This is a genomic window from Rhodopseudomonas sp. B29, assembly GCF_000333455.1.
Lineage (GTDB): Bacteria > Pseudomonadota > Alphaproteobacteria > Rhizobiales > Xanthobacteraceae > Rhodopseudomonas.
Map to the genome: position 1 here is coordinate 1 of NZ_BADD01000096.1, position 19,659 is coordinate 19,659.

Annotated in this window: 22 protein-coding genes; 11 read left to right on the forward strand and 11 right to left on the reverse strand. The window is 67.5% G+C overall.

What is annotated here, in order from left to right:
• The 4 genes from I5M_RS03640 to I5M_RS03655 form a co-directional block, all read right to left on the reverse strand.
• On the reverse strand, nucleotides 1–687 hold a 687-nt coding region (locus I5M_RS03640), incomplete at its 3' end, for a 3-deoxy-D-manno-octulosonic acid transferase (RefSeq protein WP_040771541.1).
• 54 nt (nucleotides 688–741) lie between these two features.
• Complete coding sequence (locus tag I5M_RS03645; RefSeq protein ID WP_022720159.1) at nucleotides 742–987, reverse strand: DUF4170 domain-containing protein; 246 nt, start codon at nucleotides 985–987, stop codon at nucleotides 742–744.
• A gap of 95 nt (nucleotides 988–1,082) precedes the next feature.
• Nucleotides 1,083–1,913: a 3'(2'),5'-bisphosphate nucleotidase CysQ gene (locus I5M_RS03650; protein WP_022720160.1), complete on the reverse strand. Its 831-nt coding sequence runs from the start codon at nucleotides 1,911–1,913 to the stop codon at nucleotides 1,083–1,085.
• Entirely contained in the window at nucleotides 1,900–3,306 is a 1,407-nt protein-coding gene (locus I5M_RS03655) for a TldD/PmbA family protein (protein ID WP_031335254.1), read from the reverse strand. Before I5M_RS03655 ends, I5M_RS03650 begins: the two co-directional genes overlap by 14 nt.
• Nucleotides 3,307–3,615: 309 nt before the next feature.
• Here I5M_RS03655 and I5M_RS03660 point away from each other — a divergent pair, with 309 nt between their 5' ends.
• A complete protein-coding gene (locus I5M_RS03660) occupies nucleotides 3,616–4,152 on the forward strand; it encodes a DUF6101 family protein (RefSeq protein WP_031335256.1) in 537 nt (178 codons plus the stop codon).
• Between the two features lie 138 nt (nucleotides 4,153–4,290).
• On the opposite strand, the gene ubiA is transcribed toward I5M_RS03660, so the two are convergent.
• Together ubiA and I5M_RS03670 are read right to left on the reverse strand one after the other, a co-directional pair.
• On the reverse strand, nucleotides 4,291–5,238 hold the full coding sequence (gene ubiA, locus I5M_RS03665; RefSeq protein ID WP_022720163.1) for a 4-hydroxybenzoate octaprenyltransferase: 948 nt from the start codon (nucleotides 5,236–5,238) through the stop codon (nucleotides 4,291–4,293).
• On the reverse strand, nucleotides 5,235–5,945 hold the full coding sequence (locus I5M_RS03670; protein ID WP_022720164.1) for a hypothetical protein: 711 nt from the start codon (nucleotides 5,943–5,945) through the stop codon (nucleotides 5,235–5,237). The genes ubiA and I5M_RS03670 overlap by 4 nt, the downstream gene beginning before the upstream one ends.
• A 251-nt stretch (nucleotides 5,946–6,196) precedes the next feature.
• Between I5M_RS03670 and I5M_RS03675 the strand changes: the two genes are divergently transcribed.
• Both I5M_RS03675 and I5M_RS03680 read left to right on the forward strand, forming a co-directional pair.
• Nucleotides 6,197–6,679: a MarR family winged helix-turn-helix transcriptional regulator gene (locus tag I5M_RS03675; RefSeq protein ID WP_244431925.1), complete on the forward strand. Its 483-nt coding sequence runs from the start codon at nucleotides 6,197–6,199 to the stop codon at nucleotides 6,677–6,679.
• Nucleotides 6,676–7,536: a DMT family transporter gene (locus tag I5M_RS03680; RefSeq protein WP_022720166.1), complete on the forward strand. Its 861-nt coding sequence runs from the start codon at nucleotides 6,676–6,678 to the stop codon at nucleotides 7,534–7,536. The genes I5M_RS03675 and I5M_RS03680 overlap by 4 nt, the downstream gene beginning before the upstream one ends.
• A gap of 18 nt (nucleotides 7,537–7,554) precedes the next feature.
• Here the strand turns inward: I5M_RS03680 and I5M_RS03685 are convergent, their stop codons facing one another.
• The 4 genes from I5M_RS03685 to I5M_RS03700 are packed head-to-tail and all read right to left on the reverse strand — an operon-like array spanning nucleotide 7,555 to nucleotide 10,166.
• Nucleotides 7,555–8,790, reverse strand: coding sequence for an MFS transporter (locus I5M_RS03685; RefSeq protein WP_022720167.1), 1,236 nt, complete (start codon nucleotides 8,788–8,790; stop codon nucleotides 7,555–7,557).
• Entirely contained in the window at nucleotides 8,787–9,116 is a 330-nt protein-coding gene (locus I5M_RS33025) for a hypothetical protein (RefSeq protein ID WP_022720168.1), read from the reverse strand. The genes I5M_RS03685 and I5M_RS33025 overlap by 4 nt, the downstream gene beginning before the upstream one ends.
• A 1-nt stretch (nucleotide 9,117) precedes the next feature.
• Nucleotides 9,118–9,684: an isochorismatase family cysteine hydrolase gene (locus tag I5M_RS03695; RefSeq protein WP_022720169.1), complete on the reverse strand. Its 567-nt coding sequence runs from the start codon at nucleotides 9,682–9,684 to the stop codon at nucleotides 9,118–9,120.
• A 41-nt stretch (nucleotides 9,685–9,725) separates the two neighbouring features.
• A complete protein-coding gene (locus tag I5M_RS03700) occupies nucleotides 9,726–10,166 on the reverse strand; it encodes a MarR family winged helix-turn-helix transcriptional regulator (RefSeq protein ID WP_031335260.1) in 441 nt (146 codons plus the stop codon).
• Nucleotides 10,167–10,299: 133 nt separating this feature from the next.
• Between I5M_RS03700 and I5M_RS03705 the strand changes: the two genes are divergently transcribed.
• The 6 genes from I5M_RS03705 (at nucleotide 10,300) to I5M_RS03730 (ending at nucleotide 16,285) form a co-directional block, all read left to right on the forward strand.
• Entirely contained in the window at nucleotides 10,300–11,046 is a 747-nt protein-coding gene (locus I5M_RS03705; RefSeq protein WP_022720171.1) for a 16S rRNA (uracil(1498)-N(3))-methyltransferase, read from the forward strand.
• A 127-nt stretch (nucleotides 11,047–11,173) separates the two neighbouring features.
• The gene (locus I5M_RS03710; protein WP_022720172.1) at nucleotides 11,174–12,331 is read left to right on the forward strand and encodes an ATP phosphoribosyltransferase regulatory subunit; all 1,158 of its coding nucleotides are present in this window, start codon (nucleotides 11,174–11,176) and stop codon (nucleotides 12,329–12,331) included.
• Nucleotides 12,328–13,302, forward strand: coding sequence for an ATP phosphoribosyltransferase (hisG, locus tag I5M_RS03715; RefSeq protein WP_022720173.1), 975 nt, complete (start codon nucleotides 12,328–12,330; stop codon nucleotides 13,300–13,302). The genes I5M_RS03710 and hisG overlap by 4 nt, the downstream gene beginning before the upstream one ends.
• 113 nt (nucleotides 13,303–13,415) lie before the next feature.
• Entirely contained in the window at nucleotides 13,416–14,456 is a 1,041-nt protein-coding gene (locus I5M_RS03720) for a glycosyltransferase family 2 protein (protein ID WP_022720174.1), read from the forward strand.
• Nucleotides 14,453–15,349, forward strand: coding sequence for a ChbG/HpnK family deacetylase (locus I5M_RS03725; protein WP_022720175.1), 897 nt, complete (start codon nucleotides 14,453–14,455; stop codon nucleotides 15,347–15,349). Before I5M_RS03720 ends, I5M_RS03725 begins: the two co-directional genes overlap by 4 nt.
• Before the next feature lie 102 nt (nucleotides 15,350–15,451).
• Nucleotides 15,452–16,285 (forward strand): DUF2076 domain-containing protein, encoded by an 834-nt coding sequence (locus I5M_RS03730; RefSeq protein WP_031335262.1) that lies wholly within the window; start codon nucleotides 15,452–15,454, stop codon nucleotides 16,283–16,285.
• 78 nt (nucleotides 16,286–16,363) lie between these two features.
• Here I5M_RS03730 and I5M_RS03735 read toward each other — a convergent pair whose 3' ends face one another.
• Nucleotides 16,364–16,792 (reverse strand): nucleoside deaminase, encoded by a 429-nt coding sequence (locus I5M_RS03735; protein WP_022720177.1) that lies wholly within the window; start codon nucleotides 16,790–16,792, stop codon nucleotides 16,364–16,366.
• A 178-nt stretch (nucleotides 16,793–16,970) separates the two neighbouring features.
• On the opposite strand from I5M_RS03735, the gene I5M_RS03740 reads away from it, so the two are divergent.
• Together I5M_RS03740 and I5M_RS03745 are read left to right on the forward strand one after the other, a co-directional pair.
• Entirely contained in the window at nucleotides 16,971–19,178 is a 2,208-nt protein-coding gene (locus I5M_RS03740) for a pseudouridine synthase (RefSeq protein ID WP_022720178.1), read from the forward strand.
• A 189-nt stretch (nucleotides 19,179–19,367) separates the two neighbouring features.
• The coding region (locus tag I5M_RS03745; protein WP_022720179.1) for an RsmD family RNA methyltransferase at nucleotides 19,368–19,659 on the forward strand (292 nt) is incomplete at its 3' end.

A 19,659-nucleotide genomic window follows, 5' to 3' on the forward strand; every position in this document is an offset into this window, starting at 1 on the left:
AAGCCGCGCCGATTCGCCCGGCGGCGGCGCGACGTCCATCTTCAGATTGCCGGTGGCGATCACATTGCGGCCGCCCAGCACGGAAAAGCGCTCGGCATCGACCGCCGATTGCGCCAGGCAAATATCGAAGCGGCCGAGCAGCGCGCCGATCGTCGCCGAAGCGCGGCGCCAACGCGGAAACGAGCGATGCGACATGCGCCCGTTGATCAGCAACATCGGAATCCGCCGCGCCGAAGCAGCGAGGATCAGGTTCGGCCACAGATCGGATTCGATGAACAGCGCCAGCGAAGGCTGCCAATGATCGAGGAAGCGCGCGACGAAGCGCGGCGCGTCATAGGGAATGAACTGGTGAATGACGTCGGGCGGAAACCGCTTGGCGGCGACATTGGCCGAAGTCAGTGTTCCGGAGGTGAGCAGGATGCGCAGGTTGAGGGCGCGCAGCCGCTCGATCAGCCCGGCTGCCGCCAGCACCTCGCCGACGCTGGCGCCGTGGATCCACACCAGCGGCCCGTAAGGGCGGGTGTCGTTGGTGATACCGCGGCGCTCGCCGGCGCGGGCCGCGTCTTCCTTGCCCTGCTTGAGACGGCGCTCGATCCACAGCGGCGCCAGCGGCGCCACTGCGGCGGATAGCTTTTGATAGGCGCGCAAGGTCAGCGGCAGGCGCTCTGACGTAAAGGGGTCAGCCATCGATCGCCCCGCAGGTGCTTGCGGGAGCGCGCGTGTGGTCGGCGACCGACATCGTCAGTGCGACGACTTCGCGTCTTTGTCGGGATCCAGCAGCCGGTGCAGATGGACGATGAAATAGCGCATGTGAGCGTTGTCGACCGTCTGGTGTGCCTTCGCCTTCCACGCCGCATAAGCGGTCGCGTAGCTCGGGAACACGCCCACGATTTCAACCTTGTCGAGATCGCGGAACGTAATGTTGTCGAGATCTGTCAGCTCGCCCCCGAATACGAGGTGGAGCAGTTGCTGCGCATTGTCCGCCATCAAACTTTCCTCATCGCGGCGGCGCCCTGCCGCTGTCCCCGAGCGCGATCCCGATCCGTCGTATCGTCGAGCAGGAGAAGCTCGACGGTCAGTCCTCAAGCACCGCGTTCGCGCGCCTGGCGGCGTTCACGGAAATACGCGATGATCTCAGCGTGGCGATCACACCCCGCCGCAACCAGAACGCCATGTGTGAGCTCGGGACGGTTGTAGACGATCGTTTCGCCCTCGACCGTGCTCAATCTACCATCCGCTTCGTGCACGATCAAATGGGCCGCGGCAAGATCCCAGTCGTGGCTTTGCCCACCTGCGAATGCGATGTCCAGACGTTGATCGGCAATCTGGCATATGCGCAGGGCCAGCGAACCGATGCGCGGCTGCACGTTGGCTTCGCCCGGCAGCACGAGACGCTCGACCAGCGGCTTCGGTCCGGCGAGTTTGGCTCCGGCAAAACCGGTTCCGGTGCTGGCGCGCAGCGGCGCGCCGTTGAGGGTGGAGCCCTGTCCGCGAACGGCGACATAAAATTCGTCGCGCGCCGGCGCGAATACGGCGGCCACGATCGGCGTATCGTCCGCCACCAGCGCGGCGGCGACGCACCAGTCGTCGCGGCCGGCGAGATAGGAGCGCGTGCCGTCGATCGGATCGACGATCCACACCAGGGGTTTCCCGAGGCGGCTGGAATCGTCGGCGGTTTCCTCGGACAGCCATCCGTATTCTGGCGTGGCGGCTTGCAGCTTGCTGCGGATCAGGTCGTTGGTGGCGAGGTCCGCGTCCGACACCGGCGACGAGCCGGCTTTGGTCCAGCTGCGCACGTCGGTGCGAAACATCGACAGCGCCAGAGCGCCGGCTTCGCGGACAGTCTCGGTGAGAAGCGCGACGTCGCGCGCTGCGGTCTCGCTCGGCCAGTCGTGAAGATCAGCGCCCGGCAACCGTCAGCCCCTCGATCCGGACCGTCGGTGCATTGACGCCGTAGCGGAACGTCAGATCGTTCGCCGGAGTCAGCGACTTGTAGATATCGAGCAGATGTCCGGCGATGGTGACTTCGCTGACCGCGTAGGTAAGCTTGCCGTTCTCGATCCAGAAGCCCGCGGCGCCGCGGCTGTAATCGCCGGTGACGCCGTTGACGCCGGAGCCGATCAGGTCGGTGACGTAGAAGCCCTGCTGGATATCGCCGATCAGTTCGTCGGGGCCGAGGCTGCCAGCTTCGAGATGCAGATTGTACGGGCCGGGCGAGGGTGACGACGACACGCCACGATGGGCGTGGCCGGTCGTGGTCAGGCCGAGTTCGCGCGCAGTGGCGCAGTCCAGCAGCCAAGATGTCAGGACGCCGTCGTCGATGATCGCCAGCGGCTTCACGGCCACGCCTTCGGCGTCGAACGCTTGCGAGCGCAGCCCGCGCCTCCGCAGCGGATCGTCGACGATGCGGATGCCGTCCTGGAACAGCTTGGCGCCCATCTTGTCCTTGAGGAAGGAGGTCTTGCGCGCGATCGAGGCGCCGTTGACGGCGCCGACAAGATGCCCGACCAGCGAACCGGCGACGCGCGGATCGAACACCACCGGCACCTTGCAGGTCTCGACCTTGCGCGGCCCGACGCGCGCCGCGGTGCGCTCGCCGGCGCTGCGGCCGACCTCTTCGGGCGACATCAGGTCTTCGCCGTGCGGCGCAGCCGTGTAGTCGTAGTCGCGCTCCATGCCGGTGCCGTCGCCGGCGATCGCCGTCATCGAGATACTTTGGCTGGAGCGCAGGAAGCGGCCGTGGAATCCGGTCGATGTCACCAGCACCATACCGCCGATGCCCGACGACGCCGATGCGCCGCCCGATTTGGTGATGCCCTTCACCGCGAGCGCAGCTTCTTCGGCTGCGCGGGCGCGGCGTTCGAGTTCGGCGGTCGACGGTGTATTGGGATCGAGCAGATCGAGATCGGGAAAGTCGCGGGCGAGCAGCGCCGGGTCGGCAAGGCCGACATATTTGTCGTCCGGCGCGACGCGGGCCATCGCCACCGCGCGTTCGGCGAGCCGCGCGACGCCGTCGCCGCTGATGTCGTTGGTCGAGACCACCGCCTGGCGCTGTCCGACGATCACCCGCAGGCCGACATCGTCGCCTTCGCTGCGTTCGGATTCCTGCATCCGCCCGTCGCGTACTTCGACGCCGTGCGAGACGCCGCGGACCGCGACCGCGTCAGCTTGATCGGCACCGGCTCGCTTGGCGGCCTCTACCAGGCGTTGCGCCAGATCGCTCAATGCGGACTGATCGAACAGATCGGAATTCGCTTCCGTCGGGGAAGCCGGCGAGGTCACGCGCGCGCTGGGTGAGGAGGACAAACCAAAATCCCGAAAGCTGGAGAAGCTCGAAACGAGAGCCGGGGCGGTTCTCGTAGTTGATCGAAACCTCTCTGAAGATGTGCCTGCCCTGCGCCGACTTCAAGCGCCCGGCAGCGCCGCGATCCGCTCGATTATCGGCATCGCCGCAAGATGTCGTCAATCATGCTGGCCAAGGTTCTGTCAATCATGCGCAGTGAAGAAGCCCCGGTCAGGTTCGATTAACCGAGCTTTTTAAGCGGATTTCGGAGCCCGTCTGGCAAGCTCCCTCACATCGACCGGGAACATAATTCCGGCGGGGAGATTGCAGCCGTGAGGCGTCAAATACAAACAGGCGGTGCATCCGCCGGGTCGAGCCGCGCATTGCGGCTCGACCCACTCTCTCTTCCGGTCCGCTTCGATGCGCACGATGTGCGCGCCGACGGCGGACTGAGGCAGATCGAATTGCATCGCGAACGGGTGATCCTGCGCCGCGCCATCGGCGGCATGCGGATGGCCGTCAACGTTCGCGTCAGCGACTTCCGTGGCATCGGCTGCCGCGGCCTCGACGATGACAGCGGCGATGCCGCGCGGATGCTGGTGCTGCTGCATCGCGACCCGTCGTTGTCGGTGCCGCTGTTCGTCAGCGACGATGCCGAGGAAATCGAAATCGCCTGGCAGAGCTGGAGCGAGATCTTCGGCCTGCCGCGGCTGCCCGACGAGAAACCGCGCGAACCGGCCCAGCGCCGCCGCCGGCATCACGTCATCAGCAAGCGCCGTCCGCGCTTCCTGGTCCGCCGCCGCGCCGGCCACTTGCTGGCCGCCCCGCAGAGCTTCGCGGGTGAACGCGAAATCATCGCGCGGAGCTGATGACTTAAGAGATACAACGTATCTCGTCATTGCGAGGAGCGAAGCGACGAAGCAATCCATGCTGCACGTGCGGCGCTGGATTGCTTCGCTTCGCTCGCAATGACGATGAAACGAGTAGTTGCAGGCCGGAGAGGCGCTCTACGCCCCGGCCCGCACGGCCGCGTCGGCGACCAACCCGGCGAACAGCAACAGCCCGGCGTCGCGGTTGGACTTGAACAGCTTCAGGCACAGCGGCGAGTCGTGGATGTCGAGGCGGACGACCTGTTGAACCAGATGCGCCGCGAACGCGGCGAGGCCGATGAAGGCGAACCAGCCCGAACCCGCCAGCATCAGCGCGACGCCGATCAGCAGCACGGCGAGGCCGAAGAACAGCAGCAGCGCCGGCTTGGTGCGCTCGCCGAACAGCAGCGCGGTCGATTTGATGCCGATCATCAGATCGTCCTCGGCGTCCTGGTGGGCATAGATCGTATCGTAGGCGATGACCCAGCAGATCGAACCGGCATAGAGCATGATGGCTGCAGGCTCGAGCCGCCCGAAGGTCGCGGCGAACCCCATCAGCGCGCCCCACGAGAAGCAAAGGCCGAGCACCGATTGCGGCCAGTAGGTGATGCGCTTCATGAACGGATAGGCGGCGACGATCAGCAGCGAGGCGATGCCGGTCGCGATCGCGAAGCCGTTGAACTGAACCAGTACGACGAGGCCGATCAGGCACAAGCCGACCATGAAGATAGCGGCCTGCTTGGCGGTGACTTGCCCGGCCGGGATCGGGCGCGACCGGGTGCGTTCGACCTTGTCGTCGAGATGGCGGTCGGTGATGTCGTTCCAGGTGCAGCCGGCTCCGCGCATCACGAACGAGCCGACGAAGAACAGCGCGCAGAACCACGGCAGCCGCGACAGATCGTGCGCCACGCCGGCAGCGAGTGCCGCCGACCACCAGCACGGCATCAGCAGCAGCCAGGAGCCGATCGGCCGGTCGAAGCGGGCCAGTCGAAGATACGGCCGGGTCCACAGCGGCGCGTGGCGGTCGACCCAATTGCCGGTCGAATCAGCGACCCGCGCCGTGTCGCTGATCGGAACGCCGTTCATCGCTGCAACACGTTACCGCTGAGCGTATCGAAGGTGGTACCGCCGTATTTCTTGGCCGAGGTATTCGCCTCGGGGGCCGAACTGGAACCGAGCACATCAGCGAGGCTGGGGCCGGCGGGGCTGCGTTGCTGCTGCTCGGCAATGGCGCAGACCTTCTGCTGCATGCCCTCGGTGTTCTTGTGGCCCTTGCGGAGCTGGTCGGCGATTTCGGTCGGGATGCCGCACTTCTTCGCGTTCGTCACCACATATTTGATCATGTTGGTTTCGGCGACCGAGAACTGACCGATCAGCTTGCAGGCTTCGGAGGGCGGGGCCTTGCGCTTGCCGGCGGCCTGAATCGCCTTGCCACGCTTCTCGGCCTCCTGCCGCAGCTTGAGGAAGTCCTGCATGCAGGCGTCGTTGCCGGCCTGCTGTCCCATCGGCGCGGCCTGCGGCGGAGCACCGAACGCGCCGCCACCAGCGCCGGCGATCGGCGCGGCACCACCGGCCGGGAACGAACCGCCGTTGACCGGCGGGAACACCGATTGCGACTGGGCCGGCGCGCTCGACTGGTTCGGCAGCGGCGCCGGAAACGCCGGATCAGGCTGGCTCGGAGCCTGCATCTGGCTTGGCAACGGGGCCGGGAAGGCGCTCTGGGCGCTGGCCTGAACGGAATAAACGGCGCAAACGACCGCGATGGCGGGCGCAATCAACTGTCGGATGATCAAGGTTGCTCCTCCGGCAAGATCAGATGGTCCCGGTTTACCCGTCAGGCACGACAAAAAGGTTGACGGTCGGGCTTTCTACGATTCCGGATCGCCCTTAACAACCCGGCGAATGGGGCTAGAGCGGGGCGGTCCCTGTGCAGGCGCCGGTTTTCCGATCGATCGAGGCGGACGCGACAGAAGGCGGCTGATAATTAATTGCAAAACGCAAGCGATTTACTAATATGCCGCTCATGCCGAACTCCGCACGAGCCTTGTCCCCGTCCCTCCGCCTGAGCGATTGGCTGCCTTATCGGCTGTTTCTGATCACCGCAGCCATCGCCCGTCCGCTCGAGGATTTTTATCGAGAGACTTTCTCGCTCAATCAGGCCGGCTGGCGGATCCTCGCCGTGATCGCCGAGCGTGACGGCGCCAACGCCGCCGAGATCGGCCGCGCCGCCGCGCTCGATCCGTTCGCCGTCAGCCGCGGCATCGCCCAACTGGTCGAGCGGGGGTTCGCGACCCGGCGGCCGGGCCGTGCCGATCGCCGCACCGCATCGGTGGCGATCACGCCGCGGGGCCGGGAGGCGTTCGACCGGATCGCGGTGGTCGGGGCGGCGATCGAAACCAGCCTGTTGTCGGTTCTGTCCGACGCCGAACGCGCAAGCCTCGATCCGGCGCTGCGCAAGCTCGCGGCCGAGAGCGCACGGATCGACTCGGCGGGATGGCGCGAGTTGGTGTCTGGTAGCGACAAATGACGGCGCTGCTGTTCGCGCTGACGGCGCTGTTATGGGGCGGCGGCGCGCAGGCGACCGCCATGCAGGCCGGGGTGACGCCGGCGGCGTGGTCGGTTGCGATGCGGATGACGCTCGCCGGGGTGCTGTTCCTCGGTTACGGACGGCTGCGCGGTACCGCGCTGTCCATTCCCAGGCCTGACCGGATCGCCGTCGTCGCGCAGGGCTTGCTGTTCTTCGCGCTGGCCTTCGTCGCCTTCTACGAGGCGACGGCGCGGATTCCCAGCGGCCTTGCCGCGCTGGTGCTGTCGACCTCCTCGCTGTTCGCCGCCGCGATCGCCCGTGTGGCGCTGGGCACGCCGATCGCCCCCGGCTTCGTCGGCGGCGCGCTTTGCGGCATCGCCGGCATCGCCCTGATCGTGGCGCCGGGCGTTGCGAGTGTCAGCACTGCAAGCCTGGCGGGTTTCGCCTGGGCGCTGGTCTCGGCGGCCGCATCCGGCGCCGGCACCGTGCTCGGGGCGCGCAACCAGCAGCGCGGGCTTCCCGTCCTTGCGGTGCTCGGCTGGGGCGCGCTCGCCGGCGCGGCCGCGAGCGCATTGTGGGCGCTTGGAACGGGGGCGCCGTTCGTGATCGATCCTTCGCCGCGCTATCTGGCGAGCCTGCTGTATCTCGCAGTCGCAGCCTCCTGCATCACCTTCGCGCTGTATTTCGAACTGGTGCGCCGTCTTGGTCCCGGGCGCGCCGCCTACACGCTGGCGGTGGTGCCGCTGGTGGCGCTGGTGCTGTCGGCGTTGTTCGAACATCTGACGCTCAGTGCATCGCTGGCGGCCGGCACCGCAGCGATCCTGCTCGGCAACGTGCTGGTGCTGCGCCGCGGCTGAGCTTGCGCCGATGGGCTTTTACGATTCCGGATCGGCGTTCGCGCTTCCCCGCGCGCGATACAGCGCGGCCAGGGCCGCGGCCGCAAAGCCCGCCGTGGCGCCCACGCCGAGCGCCCAGCGTGGCCCAAAATGGTCCGCGATCCATCCCACGGTCGGCGCACCAATCGGCGTGCCGCCGAGCGCGATGCCGATCCGCAGCGCCATCACCCGGCCGCGCATCGACGGCTCGGTCGAGAGTTGCATCAGGCCGTTGCTGGCATTGGTCAGCGTCATCACGGCGACGCCCATCACCGCCAACGCTGCCGCGAAGCTCCAATAGCCGGGCGCCAGCGCGGCGAATGTGCAGCCGAGCCCGAACACCGCGGCGCCGGTCAACAGTGTGTTGAACCCGACCTGGTTGCGGCTTGCGGCGATCAGCGCGCCGGTCAGCGTGCCGACCGCCAGGATCGAGGACAGAAGACCAAAGCCGCGCGCATCGGTGTGCAGCACGCCGACCGCCATGGTGGAAATGAAGATCGGGAAATTCAGCCCGAAGGTCCCGATCAGGAACAACACCACCAGTGTCGCGATCAGATCCGGTCGGCCGGCGACGTAGCGCAGGCCCTCCACGAAGCTGCCCTTGTTCCGTACCGCGCGCGCGTTGCTACGCAGTTCGCTGCCGCGCAGCGCCGTCAGCGAGATCAGCACGGCGAGAAACGAAATGCCGTTGCTGATGAAGGCCCAGCCGGTGCCGATCGTCGCGATGGTAAGGCCGGCGACTGCCGGGCCGGCCATGTGGCCTGCGGTGAACGACATCGAGTTCAGCGCCACCGCGTTCGGCAAATCCTCGTCGCCGACCAACTCGGCGACGAATGTCTGCCGCACCGGCGCATCGAATGCCGCGGCGCATCCTTCGAGCAGTGCCAGCGTGTAGACCTGCCAGAGCTGCACGACGCCGGTGACGGTGAGGATACCGAGCAACAGCGCCAGCGCGCCCATCGTGGCCTGCGTCGCCATCAGCAATTTGCGCTGGTTCAGATGATCGGCGGCGGAGCCGGTCCAGGGCAGCAGCGCGAGCTGCGGCCCGTATTGCAGCGCCATCACCACGCCGACTGCCGAGGCGCTGTGGTCGGTGAGCTGCGTCAACACCAGCCAGTCCTGGGCCATGCGCTGCATTCCGCTCCCGACATTGGACACGAGAGCGCCGCCGGCCCAGAGCCGGTAGTTGAAGTTGCGGAGCGAGCGGAAGATCGCCGCCGGGCGCGAAACGATCAAGTTCGCTCCGGCAAATTGCCGCCGTGCAGCTTGCCGAAATGCTTGGCCAGGAACAGCGAGATGACCAACACCCCGAGAAAGACGGCTCCGATATCGCCGGTGTCGCGCAGATCGAAGGTGCCGACGCGGCAGATCAGAGCGTAACCGACGACGAGATTGAACACGCCCCACAACACGTTGACGGTGGACGACGACAAGCCGATGCCGCTCGGCTTCGCGAACGGGCTTTGGAACGGCTCGCCGCATACGCCACTGACGAAATGTGGAACGCTGTTCGCCAGGAAAGCGCCGCCGAAGAAGTAGGACAAAAGCTGAAGCCAAGGCATGTCAGGCGCTCCGACGTTGTAGATGATCAATGACGGCCGCGCTGCTGCCGGTCTCGCCGAGCCGCGGAAACACGTTGGCGATGCTGTAAGCATGTGCTTCGGTACGTGGGTCGAACATCGCGTCGATGGCGAGCGTGACGTTGTAGCCGCGCTCATAGGCCTGCCGCGCCGTTGCCTCGACGCCGGTCCCGGTTGCGACGCCGATGACGACGACCTGGGTGACGCCGGCTGCCTTGAGCCGTGCGTCGAGATCGGTGCCCGCGAACACACCCCACGATCGCTTGGTGATCACGACGTCGTCCGGCTGCTGATCGAGCTCCGCGGCGAAGTCGGCGAATCCTGCCGGCAACTCGCCCGTGAGGCGTCGAGGCTGTTCGGTTCGCCCTGGTGGAGTGCCCACGACGTTGATCAGCACCACCGGCAAGCGGTAAGCACGGAACGCGTCGAGGAGTGCTCGGGCGCGTTCCAGGATCGGGCGCATCGGCTCCTTCACCGGCGCACCGACGATGCCCTTCTGCAGATCGACGACCAGCAGCGCAGACATCGGATCAAGCGTCGTCAGCGGCATCGGAGGTCCTCCAGGCTGGATGAGTAAGCTGGGCTCGTCGGCTAATCGTCGGCCAGTCGTTGCAGCAGGGGCAGCGCGGCGGCGACGAGCTGGATCTCCTCAGTCGACAGCCGGGTCTCGATTTGCCGCGACAGCCAGTCCTGGCGCACGGCTCGTCCCTCCCGCACCCATGTGCGGCAGTTGTCGGTGAGCGAGAGCAGCGTCTGGCGCTTGTCGGCGGGATCGGGACTGCCGCTGACCAGGCCCGCCGCTTCGAGCGCGGTGATGATCGCGGCCATCGATTGCGGCCGCATTGCCTCGGCGCGCGCCAGCGCCGAGGTGGTGGCCGGCCCGTCCTTGTCCAGCCGCTTCAGCACCGACACTTGCGATGGCGTCAGGTCCCCGATCGTGGCCTGCTCCCGCAGGCGGCGCTTCAGCTTGCCAACCAGGCTGTGCAGGTCGGCGGCTAAGGCGGGCACCAATGGGGCGGGAGAAGCTGTCATGAGCAGAAAAAAACATTCGCCAGTCAATCTGTAAAGTTAAACTGTACAGACAGACTGCATATCTCCTGCCGACGCTTTGCATGGCGGCCCGCGCCGGCTACTGAGCCGGTGCGACATCCTTTGGCGAACCAATATGAGCCGATACGATTTCAACAGCCCGCGTCTGTTCGTCGATGCCGCCCTGGCGTCGGGCGGACAGGTGCCGCTCGACCGCGACCAGAGCAATTATCTCGGCAATGTGCTGCGGCTGTCGGCCGGGGCAGGGGTGCTGGCGTTCAACGGCCGCGACGGCGAGTGGCGCGCCGTGATTGCCGGGCGCAAGCGGCCAGAGGCGCTGGAGATCGAGCAGCAAACCCGGCCGCAGGACAGCCTGCCAGACCTGACCTACGCGTTCGCGCCGCTGAAGCACGCCCGTCTCGACTATATGACGCAGAAGGCCGTCGAAATGGGCGCCGGCCGGCTGCAACCGGTGCTGACCCGGCATACCCAGGTCCACCGCCTCAACACCGAGCGGATGCGCGCCAACGTCATCGAGGCCGCCGAGCAATGCGGCATCCTCAGCCTCGCCGAGGTTGGGGAGCCAATGACCCTGGAGCGCTTCCTCGCAGCGCGGCCCGACGGCCGGCTCCTGGTGTTCTGCGACGAGGACGCCGAGATCGCCGATCCGGTCGCCGCCCTGCAGGCCGCAAAGCCGGCCGCCGGCATCGACCTCCTCGTCGGCCCGGAAGGCGGTTTCGCCGAAGACGAGCGGAAGACGCTGCTCGAGCAGTCCGCCATCCTCCGCCTCGCCCTCGGCCCCCGCATCATGCGCGCCGACACCGCCGCCGTCGCCGCGTTGGCGCTGGTGCAGGCGGTGGTGGGAGATTGGCGCGGCGGTTGAGCCTGCGACCAATGCCATCCGCTCTCCGTTAATCCCGCCCGCCGATCACGGTCGAATCTGTCATTCGGCCGTGTTAAGGGCTGCCGCAACCATTCTCACCCCGATCGGGGACCGCAGGACTTCGACAATGACCGACACCGCCACCGCTGGCGCGACCGGGTCCGCCGCGTGGGCGGAGGCGCTGCTGCAATCCTTTGCCAAGGCCGGCTATCAGCGGGCCGAGCCGGCGTTTCTGCAGCCGGCCGAGCCGTTTCTCGACTTGTCCGGCGAGGACATCCGCAAGAGCCTGTTTCTGACCACCGACAACAGCGGCGAAGAGCTGTGCCTGCGGCCCGACCTGACGATCCCGGTGGCGCGGGACTATCTGGCCTCGCCGATGACCGGCCGGGTCGCCGGCTTTTGCTATCTCGGGCCGGTGTTCCGCCAGCGCGGTGGCCGGCGCAGCGAATTCCTCCAGGCCGGCATCGAATCGTTCGGCCGCTCCGACCGCGCCGCCGCCGATGCCGAGATGCTGGCGCTCGGGCTGGAGGCGACCGCGACCTTCGGCGTCAGCGAGGTCGAGATTCGCACCGGCGACGTGGCGCTGTTCGTGGCTCTGATCGATGCGCTCGGGCTCTACCCGGTGTGGCGGCGCCGGCTGATGAAGGATTTCAACCGCAGCGCCAGTCTGGCCGCCGACCTCGAGCGGCTGACGCTCGCTGCCGGTGGCGGCAACGAATATGAGGGCGTGCTGGCGGCGCTGGCCGGCTCCGACCGCAAGGCAGCGCTGGCGCTGGTCACCGACCTGATGTCGATCGCCGGCGCCACAGCGCTCGGCGGACGCTCGGTCTCCGAGATCGCCGATCGCTTCCTCGAACAATCGACGCTCAAGAGCGGCGCGCTGCCGCGCGATGCGCTGACCAAGCTCAAGCGCTTCCTGTCGATCGCCGGTGAGCCGCGCGAGGCGCTGAAGCTGCTTCGCGCGCTCGCGGCGGACGCGCAGCTCGACTTCGGCGATGCGATCGATCAGTTCGAGAGCCGGATCGGCTACATGGCGGATCGCGGCATCGATCTGTCCAAGGTGACGTTCTCGACCTCGTTCGGCCGCGGCGTCGATTACTACACGGGCTTCGAGTTCGAACTTCACCGCGCCGGCAATGGCGACGAACCGCTGGTCGCGGGCGGCCGCTATGACGGGCTGATGACCCGGCTCGGTGCGCCGGCTGCTATCCCGGCGGTCGGCTTCGCGATCTGGATCGAGGCGATGACGCAGTCGGACCGCAGCGGCAAGGGAGGTGCGGCATGAGCGCGCCGTTCGTTCTGGCGGTGCCGTCCAAGGGCCGCCTGCAGGAAAACGCCGAAGCTTTCTTCGCCCGCGCCGGCCTGCCGCTGAGCAAGCCCGGCGGCGCGCGCGACTATCGCGGCACGATCGCCGGCCTCGACAATGTCGAGGTCGCGTATCTGTCGGCCAGCGAAATCGCCGCCAATCTGGCGCGCGGCGCGGTGCATTTCGGCGTCACCGGCGAAGACCTGCTGCGCGAGAGCATCGCCGATGCCGACCAGCGCGTGCTGCTGATCGACGGTCTCGGCTTCGGCTACGCCAATGTGGTCGTCGCGGTGCCGCAGGCCTGGATCGACGTGCGCACCATGGCGGATCTCGACGACGTCGCCACCGGCTTCCGCGCCAGCCACAACCGCCGGATGCGGGTGGCGACCAAGTACATCAACCTGACGCGCGGCTACTTCGCGTCGCACGGCGTGGTCGACTATCGCATCGTCGAGAGCGCCGGCGCCACCGAAGGTGCACCCGCGGTCGGCACCGCCGAGCTGATCGTCGATATCACCACGACCGGTGCGACGCTGGCCGCCAACGGTCTGCGCGTGCTCGACGACGGCGTGATGCTGAAGAGCCAGGCTAATCTGGTCGCCTCGCGCGACGCCGATTGGAGCGAGGGCGCACGCGAGACCGCCCGCGTCATTCTCGACCAGATCGCGGCCCGCGCGCGTGCCAACAAGTACAAGGAAGTCCGCACCCGCTTCAAAGGCTGCAACGACGCGCTGCTGGCTGAGGTGCACAAGCGGTTCGGCGTGGTGTCGCCGTTCGGCGGTCCGACCTCGTCCGGGATGCTGACGCTGCACTGCCCGCCGACGCAGCTCTATGCGCTCGGCAGCTTCCTGCGCGACCACGGCGCCGACACCGTGTCGGTGGCCTCGCTGGAATACGTGTTCGACAAGGACAATCCGCTGTTCAGCAAACTTGCAGGCTTCCTGCGCTAACACCTCAGGTCGCATCGTCCTCGGCTGCGGCACCGCGTGGCAATGGCGCGGCGGCCGCCCCATATGTTAGGGACGGAACACCCCGGCGCGGCCGGGCAGCGGAAACCAAATGCATGATGCTGGGTAGTGACGTTTCAGGCCTGTCTGCCGGCGCCGGTGCAACGGCGACGCCGGGCCTGTCGATCGTGGTGCCGGTGTTCAACGAGGCCGCCGGCCTCGAGGCGCTGCATCGCCGGCTCGGCGCGCTGGCCACGACGCTGCGCGGCCGTTACGGCATCGCCTGCGAAGTCGTTTATGTCGACGACGGCAGCGCCGACGCGACGCTGTCGATCGCACGCGGTCTGCCGGCTACCGAGCTCGACGTTCAGGTGCTTTCGCTGTCGCGCAATTTCGGCAAGGAAGCGGCGCTGCTCGCCGGCCTCGATCATGCGCGGCTCGGTGCCGTGCTGTTCATGGATGGTGACGGCCAGCATGCTCCCGAATTGGTCGAGAAGCTGGTCGGGCACTGGATCGTCGATGGTTACGACGTCGTCTACACGGCGAAAGCGCATCGCGATAACGAACCGGCGCTGCGTCGTGCCGCGGTGGCGACATTCTACTCGCTGATCAATTGGGGGGCGCGGCAGAAGATCCCCGAAGACGCCGGCGATTTCCGCCTGCTGTCGCCCCGCGCCGCCGCTGCGCTGCGGCAATTGCCGGAGCGCAATCGCTTCTTCAAAGGCTTGGCGAGCTGGATCGGCTTCCGTCAGTTCCGCGTCGACTACGAGCCGGAGCCGCGGGCCCACGGCTTCTCGACGTTCTCGACCGCGAAGTTGATCGGCCTGTCGATCGAAGGCCTCACGTCGTTTTCGGTGGCGCCGCTGCGCATCGCCAGCCTGCTCGGCGTGGTGCTGGCGATCAGCGCGTTCCTGTTCGGCCTGTCGATCCTGTGGGAGACCTGGGTCAGCGGCAAGTCGGTGCCGGGCTATCCGTCGATCATCGTCGGCATGATGACCATCGGCGGCGTCCAGCTGCTGATGATCGGCGTGCTCGGCGAGTACATCGGCAAGATCCTGTCCGAGCTGAAGGCGCGGCCGATTTACTTCGTCGCCGAGCACAGCGTCCGCCGCGCCGCCACCGACGCCGAAGCCGCCAAGCAGACCGCGGCCGAATGAGCGATGCTGCGCCGCGCCGCATTTGGCTGGTGGCCGACGACTACGGCATCAGCCCCGGCGTCAACCGCGCGATCCGTGAACTGATCGGCCGCGGCCGTATCAACGCGACGTCGGTGATGGTGGTCGGCTCCGCGCTCGGCGCGGACGAGATCGGCGGATTGCAAGAGGCCGCGGCGCGCAACCCGGATGCGGCGATCGGCCTGCACGCGACGCTGACGGCGCCGTTCTCGCCGCTCACCATGCACTATCGCCCGCTGCACGGCGGCCAATTTCATCCGCTTGGACGCAAGCTGCGTGATAGTCTGCTGCGGCGCTACGATGCGGAGATGATCGCGACCGAACTCCGCGCCCAGGTCGAGCGTTTCGCTGAATTATTTGGTCGTCTGCCCGACTACGTCGATGGTCATCAGCACGTGCAGCTGTTCCCGCAAGTGCGCGATGCTTTCGTCGGCACGGTGAAGTCGATGCTCCCCGGCGCCTGGGTCCGGCAATGCGGCCGCGCGACGCCGCTCACGCAGCGGCTCGGCGATCCGAAGCCGCTGCTGCTCGATGTGCTGAGTGCCGCCTTCCGCAGTCGTGCCGCCCAAGCAGGGGTCGCTACCAACTCCGGCTTCGCCGGTGCTTACGCCTTCTTGCGGCAGACCGATTTCGCAGAGCTTATGCAAGGCTTCCTCGACGGACTTCCCGACGGCGGTTTGATCATGTGCCATCCCGGCTACGTCGACGAGGTGCTGGTCAGTCTCGATCCGTTCACCGATCAGCGAGAACGTGAGAACGCGTTCCTGTCTGGCGACCAGTTCGCGGCCTTGCTCGAGACCCAGCAGGTGACCTTGGCGCGAGGTCCATCTGCGTCTTTGTCGCAAGGAGCGTCGGGCTCTCCTACCGAAATTTAATCCGGCCGAGGGGCTGATTGCCGGGTTCCGGCATTCTTACATCTTGTGCGCCTCACACGGTCCGCGAACCGGCGAGGATACGCGATGCTCAGGGAGATCATCATGACACCGCAAGAACGCCAGCTTATCGACGACCTGTTCGAACGGCTCGCCAAGCTGGAATCCGCGCCGCGCGATCCGGACGCCCTGGCGGCCATCAATCAAGGGCTGCGCGTGGCGCCGAACGCGATTTACGGCCTGGTACAGACCGTTCTGGTTCAGGACGAGGCGCTACGGCGCGCCCATGAGCGTATCCAGGACCTCGAAAGCAAGCAGGACGCCGAGCCGGCCCGCAGCAATGGTGGCTTCCTCGACTCGATGCGGGACGCCTTCTTTGGCCAGAACCCGCCGCAGCAGTCGCACGGGTCGGTACCCAACGTTCCGCCCCCCAGCGGCGGTAGCCGTCCGGCCTGGAACACCGGGCAGGTGCTCGGCCAGCAATCCGCGCCGCCTTACTCGCAACCGCCGCAGGCGCCCTATGGCCAGCCTGGCGGCATGTTCGGTGGCGGCGCTCCGGGCGGTTATCAGCCCGGCGGCGGGGGCGGCTCGTTCCTCGGCACGGCGGCCGCCGCGGCGGCCGGCGTGGTCGGCGGCTCGCTGCTGCTGTCGAGCATCCGCGGCATGATGGGCGGCGGCCATCAGAGCTTCGGTGATCAGTCCATGTTCGGCGGCACGCAGAGTCCGTGGGGCGGCGATCAGTCCGGCAGCAGCCTGGCCCAGCAGGCCGGTATCGGCGACATCGGCTCCTCGCGCGGTGGTGGTGACGATTCCCGCTACGGCTTTGCTGATCAGAACCCGAACGACAACTACGACCAGATGGCCAGCAACGATCAGGACGACATGGATATGGACTCCGACGATTTCGGCGGCGGTGGCGACGACAGCAACTTCGCCTGATTGTCTTCGGCAGTAACTAACGTGGATGGGCCGCCCTCAGGGGCGGCCCATTTGTTTGATCTTCGCGCACAACGAATGTCAGCGCCGCGCCTGAAAGAACTCCCGCAGCAGCGCAGCCGCGTCGCGTTCCCCGACTGCGGGGTAGATGTCGGGCGCGTGGTGGCAGGTCGGCTGGGCGAAGAACCGCACGCCGGACTCGACGGCGCCGCCTTTGGGATCGAACGCGCCGAAATACAGCCTCCGGATGCGCGCGAACGAGATCGCGCCGGCGCACATCGTGCACGGCTCCAACGTGACATAGAGATCGCAATCGACCAGCCGCTCGCTGCCGAGCCTGGCGGCGGCTTCACGGATCGCGAGCAATTCGGCATGGGCGGTGGGATCGCGCAGCTCCAGCGTGCGGTTGCCGGCCTTGGCCAGCACCTCGCCGCCGCGGGCGATGACGCAGCCGATCGGCACCTCGCCGCGCGCGGCCGCTGCTTTGGCCTCGTTCAGGGCCAGATCCATCAAAGATGGCGTCGTCGTCACTGCATTCGGCCCGTGTTTGGCTCGTCTTCCACGAAAAACTCTGCTAGGAGGCGGCTTCAGCACAGTGGACAGCGGTACGGCGTGAGCTTGCGCGATTTCCTCGCGCGCCAGTGTCGCCGCCTGTCGGCCGACCGATCCTCCCAGAGAAAGACCCGTCATGCCCCGCGACACTCGTAAAGACAACGCCTCCGCGCGGGGACGCCGCGATCGTCCGTCGGGCGGCCGCGGTGCGGCCGGCGGCAAGGGCGGTTTCGGCGGCAAGGGCCCGGCCGGCGGCAAAGGGCGCTCCGGTGCGGCGCGCGGACCGGACAAGAAATTCGCCAAGCGCGGCGGCGAGGGCGGCGGCGAGGGGCGGGGCGAGAAGACCTACGCCAAGAAATCGTTCGGCGGAGACGCCAAGCGCTCGTTCGGCGGCGAGGGCAAGCGGCCCTACGTCAAGCGCGACGGTGCCGCGCCCCGCCGCGATTTCGCCGAGCGTCCGCGTCGTGACGACGCCGACTCTCCGCGCCCGCGCTTCAATCGCGACGACCGTCCTGCGCGCAGCGGAGACCGCCCGGAGCGCAGCCCGCGCAAGGAGTTTGGTGACCGGCCGAAGCGGGATTTTGGCGATCGCCCCAAGCGTGATTTCGGTGATCGGCCCAAGCGGGATTTCAGCGACAGGCCGAAGCGCGACTTTGGCGATCGTCCCAAGCGGGACTTCGGCGATCGACCGAAGCGCGATTTCGCGGCGGCTCGCGATCGCGGCGACGAGAAGCCCTGGAAGGGCCGCGAGGATCGGCCGCGTGCGGCCGGCGCCGGCGGTGACCGCGATCGCAAGTTCGATCGCGGCGCTTCCGACAGGCCGCGGTTCTCGAAGTCGCGCGATGACAAGCCGCGGTTCGACCGGGGCGGCGACGACAAGCCGCGGTTCAACAAATCGCGTGAGGATCGGCCGCGGTTCGACCGCGGTGAGCGCAGCGCAGGCGCCGAGCGCGGTGGTGATCGCCCGAAGTTCTCGAAGCCACGCGATGGCGAGCGCGCCGAGCGGCCGTTCCGCGAGCGCAAGAGTTTCGATCGGCCGCGCGAGGACCGTCCGCGCGATGATCGCCCGCGGGGTGACCGGCCGCAGCGCGAGCGCACCGCGCGGCCGGGCGATTGGCACGAACATCCCAAGAGCGATAGTCGCGGCGAAGGTCGCGGTTTCGACCGTCCGCGCCGCAGCCGCGACGACGAGCGCGGCCCGGATCGTCCGCGCGGCGACTACGATCGTCCGCGCCGCGACAACGAGGACGAGAGCCGGGTCTTCGCCAAGCGCCCGGCGTTCGGCGGCCGCGGCGAATATCGCAAGCGCGACACGGACAGCAAGCGCAAGCCGAGGCCGGCCAAGCCGGCGAAATCCGACAAGGCCGGCGAGCGCATCGCCAAGGTGGTGGCGCGCGCCGGACTGTGCTCGCGGCGCGATGCCGAGGCGTGGATTACCGAGGGCCGCGTCGCCGTCAACGGCACGGTGATCGATAGTCCGGCGCTCGACGTGAAGCCGAGCGACGTCATCACCGTCGACGGCAAGCCGTTGCCGGAGCGCGAACGGACGCGGCTGTTCCTGTATCACAAGCCTCGCGGATTGATGACGACGCACGCCGACCCCGAGGGCCGGCCGACGGTGTTCGACCATCTGCCCGAAGGCCTGCCGCGGCTGATCTCGATCGGCCGGCTCGACTTCAATACCGAAGGCCTGCTGCTGCTGACCAACGACGGCGGTCTGGCGCGTGCGCTCGAACTACCTGAAACCGGCTGGCTGCGACGCTACCGCGTCCGCGCCCATGGCGAGGTCACGCAGGCGCAGCTCGATGAACTCAAGAACGGCATCGAGGTCGACGGCGTCAAATACGGCGAGATCGACGCCAAGCTGGAACGCGATCAGGGCGCCAATGTCTGGTTGGTGTTCGCGATCCGCGAAGGCAAGAACCGCGAAGTCCGCAACGTGCTGGCGCATCTCGGGTTGGAAGTGAATCGACTGATCCGCGTCAGCTACGGGCCATTCCAACTCCTCGAACTCGGCGAAGGCGAGGTCGAAGAGGTCAAGACGCGGGTGCTGCGCGAGCAGCTCGGCGAGAAGATCATCGAGCTCGCTGGCGCCGACTTCGCTGGCCCGTCGCCGAGCGAGACCAAGCCGCGCGCGCGCGGCCCGGGCAAGCCGCTCAGCGAGGACGTCGCCGCGCGCGAAGCGGCGCCAAAGAAGAAGCTGGTCACCAAGCGCAGCGCCGTCGAAGACCGCAAAGGCCGCAAGGTCAAGGTCGAACGCACCGGCAGCGGCGGCGACGCCCCGTTCCGCGGCCCCGCCCGCCGCTACCACGGCAAGCGCGAAGCAGCGCCGCGCGAGGAGTGAGTTCGCTCTCATGCTGATTGCGAGCACGGCGCTTGTTCTCCCTCCCCCCTTGCGGGGGAGGGTCGGGGTGGGGGGTCCACAAGCGAACGCCTTGCTTCGTGGCACCCCCACCCCCGACCCCTCCCCGCAAGGGGGAGGGGAGCGCGCCCGGATCGTGGCTGCCTTCGTACTACTTCGGACATACTCCCCATGCGTGTAATCGGCGGCCGGCTGCGCGGGCGTAACTTAGCGACGCCGACGTCGCGCGACATCCGGCCGACGGCGGATCGCTTGCGCGAGTCGCTGTTCAACATCCTCATGCATGCCTACGGCGATCCGGTCAGCGATGCGCGGGTACTGGATCTGTTTGCCGGCACCGGGGCGCTCGGCATCGAGGCCGTGTCGCGGGGCGCCAGGTTCGTGCTGTTTGTCGACAACGGCGCCGAAGCGCGGGCGCTGCTGCGCGCCAATGTCGAGGCGCTAGGGCTCGGCGGCACCACCA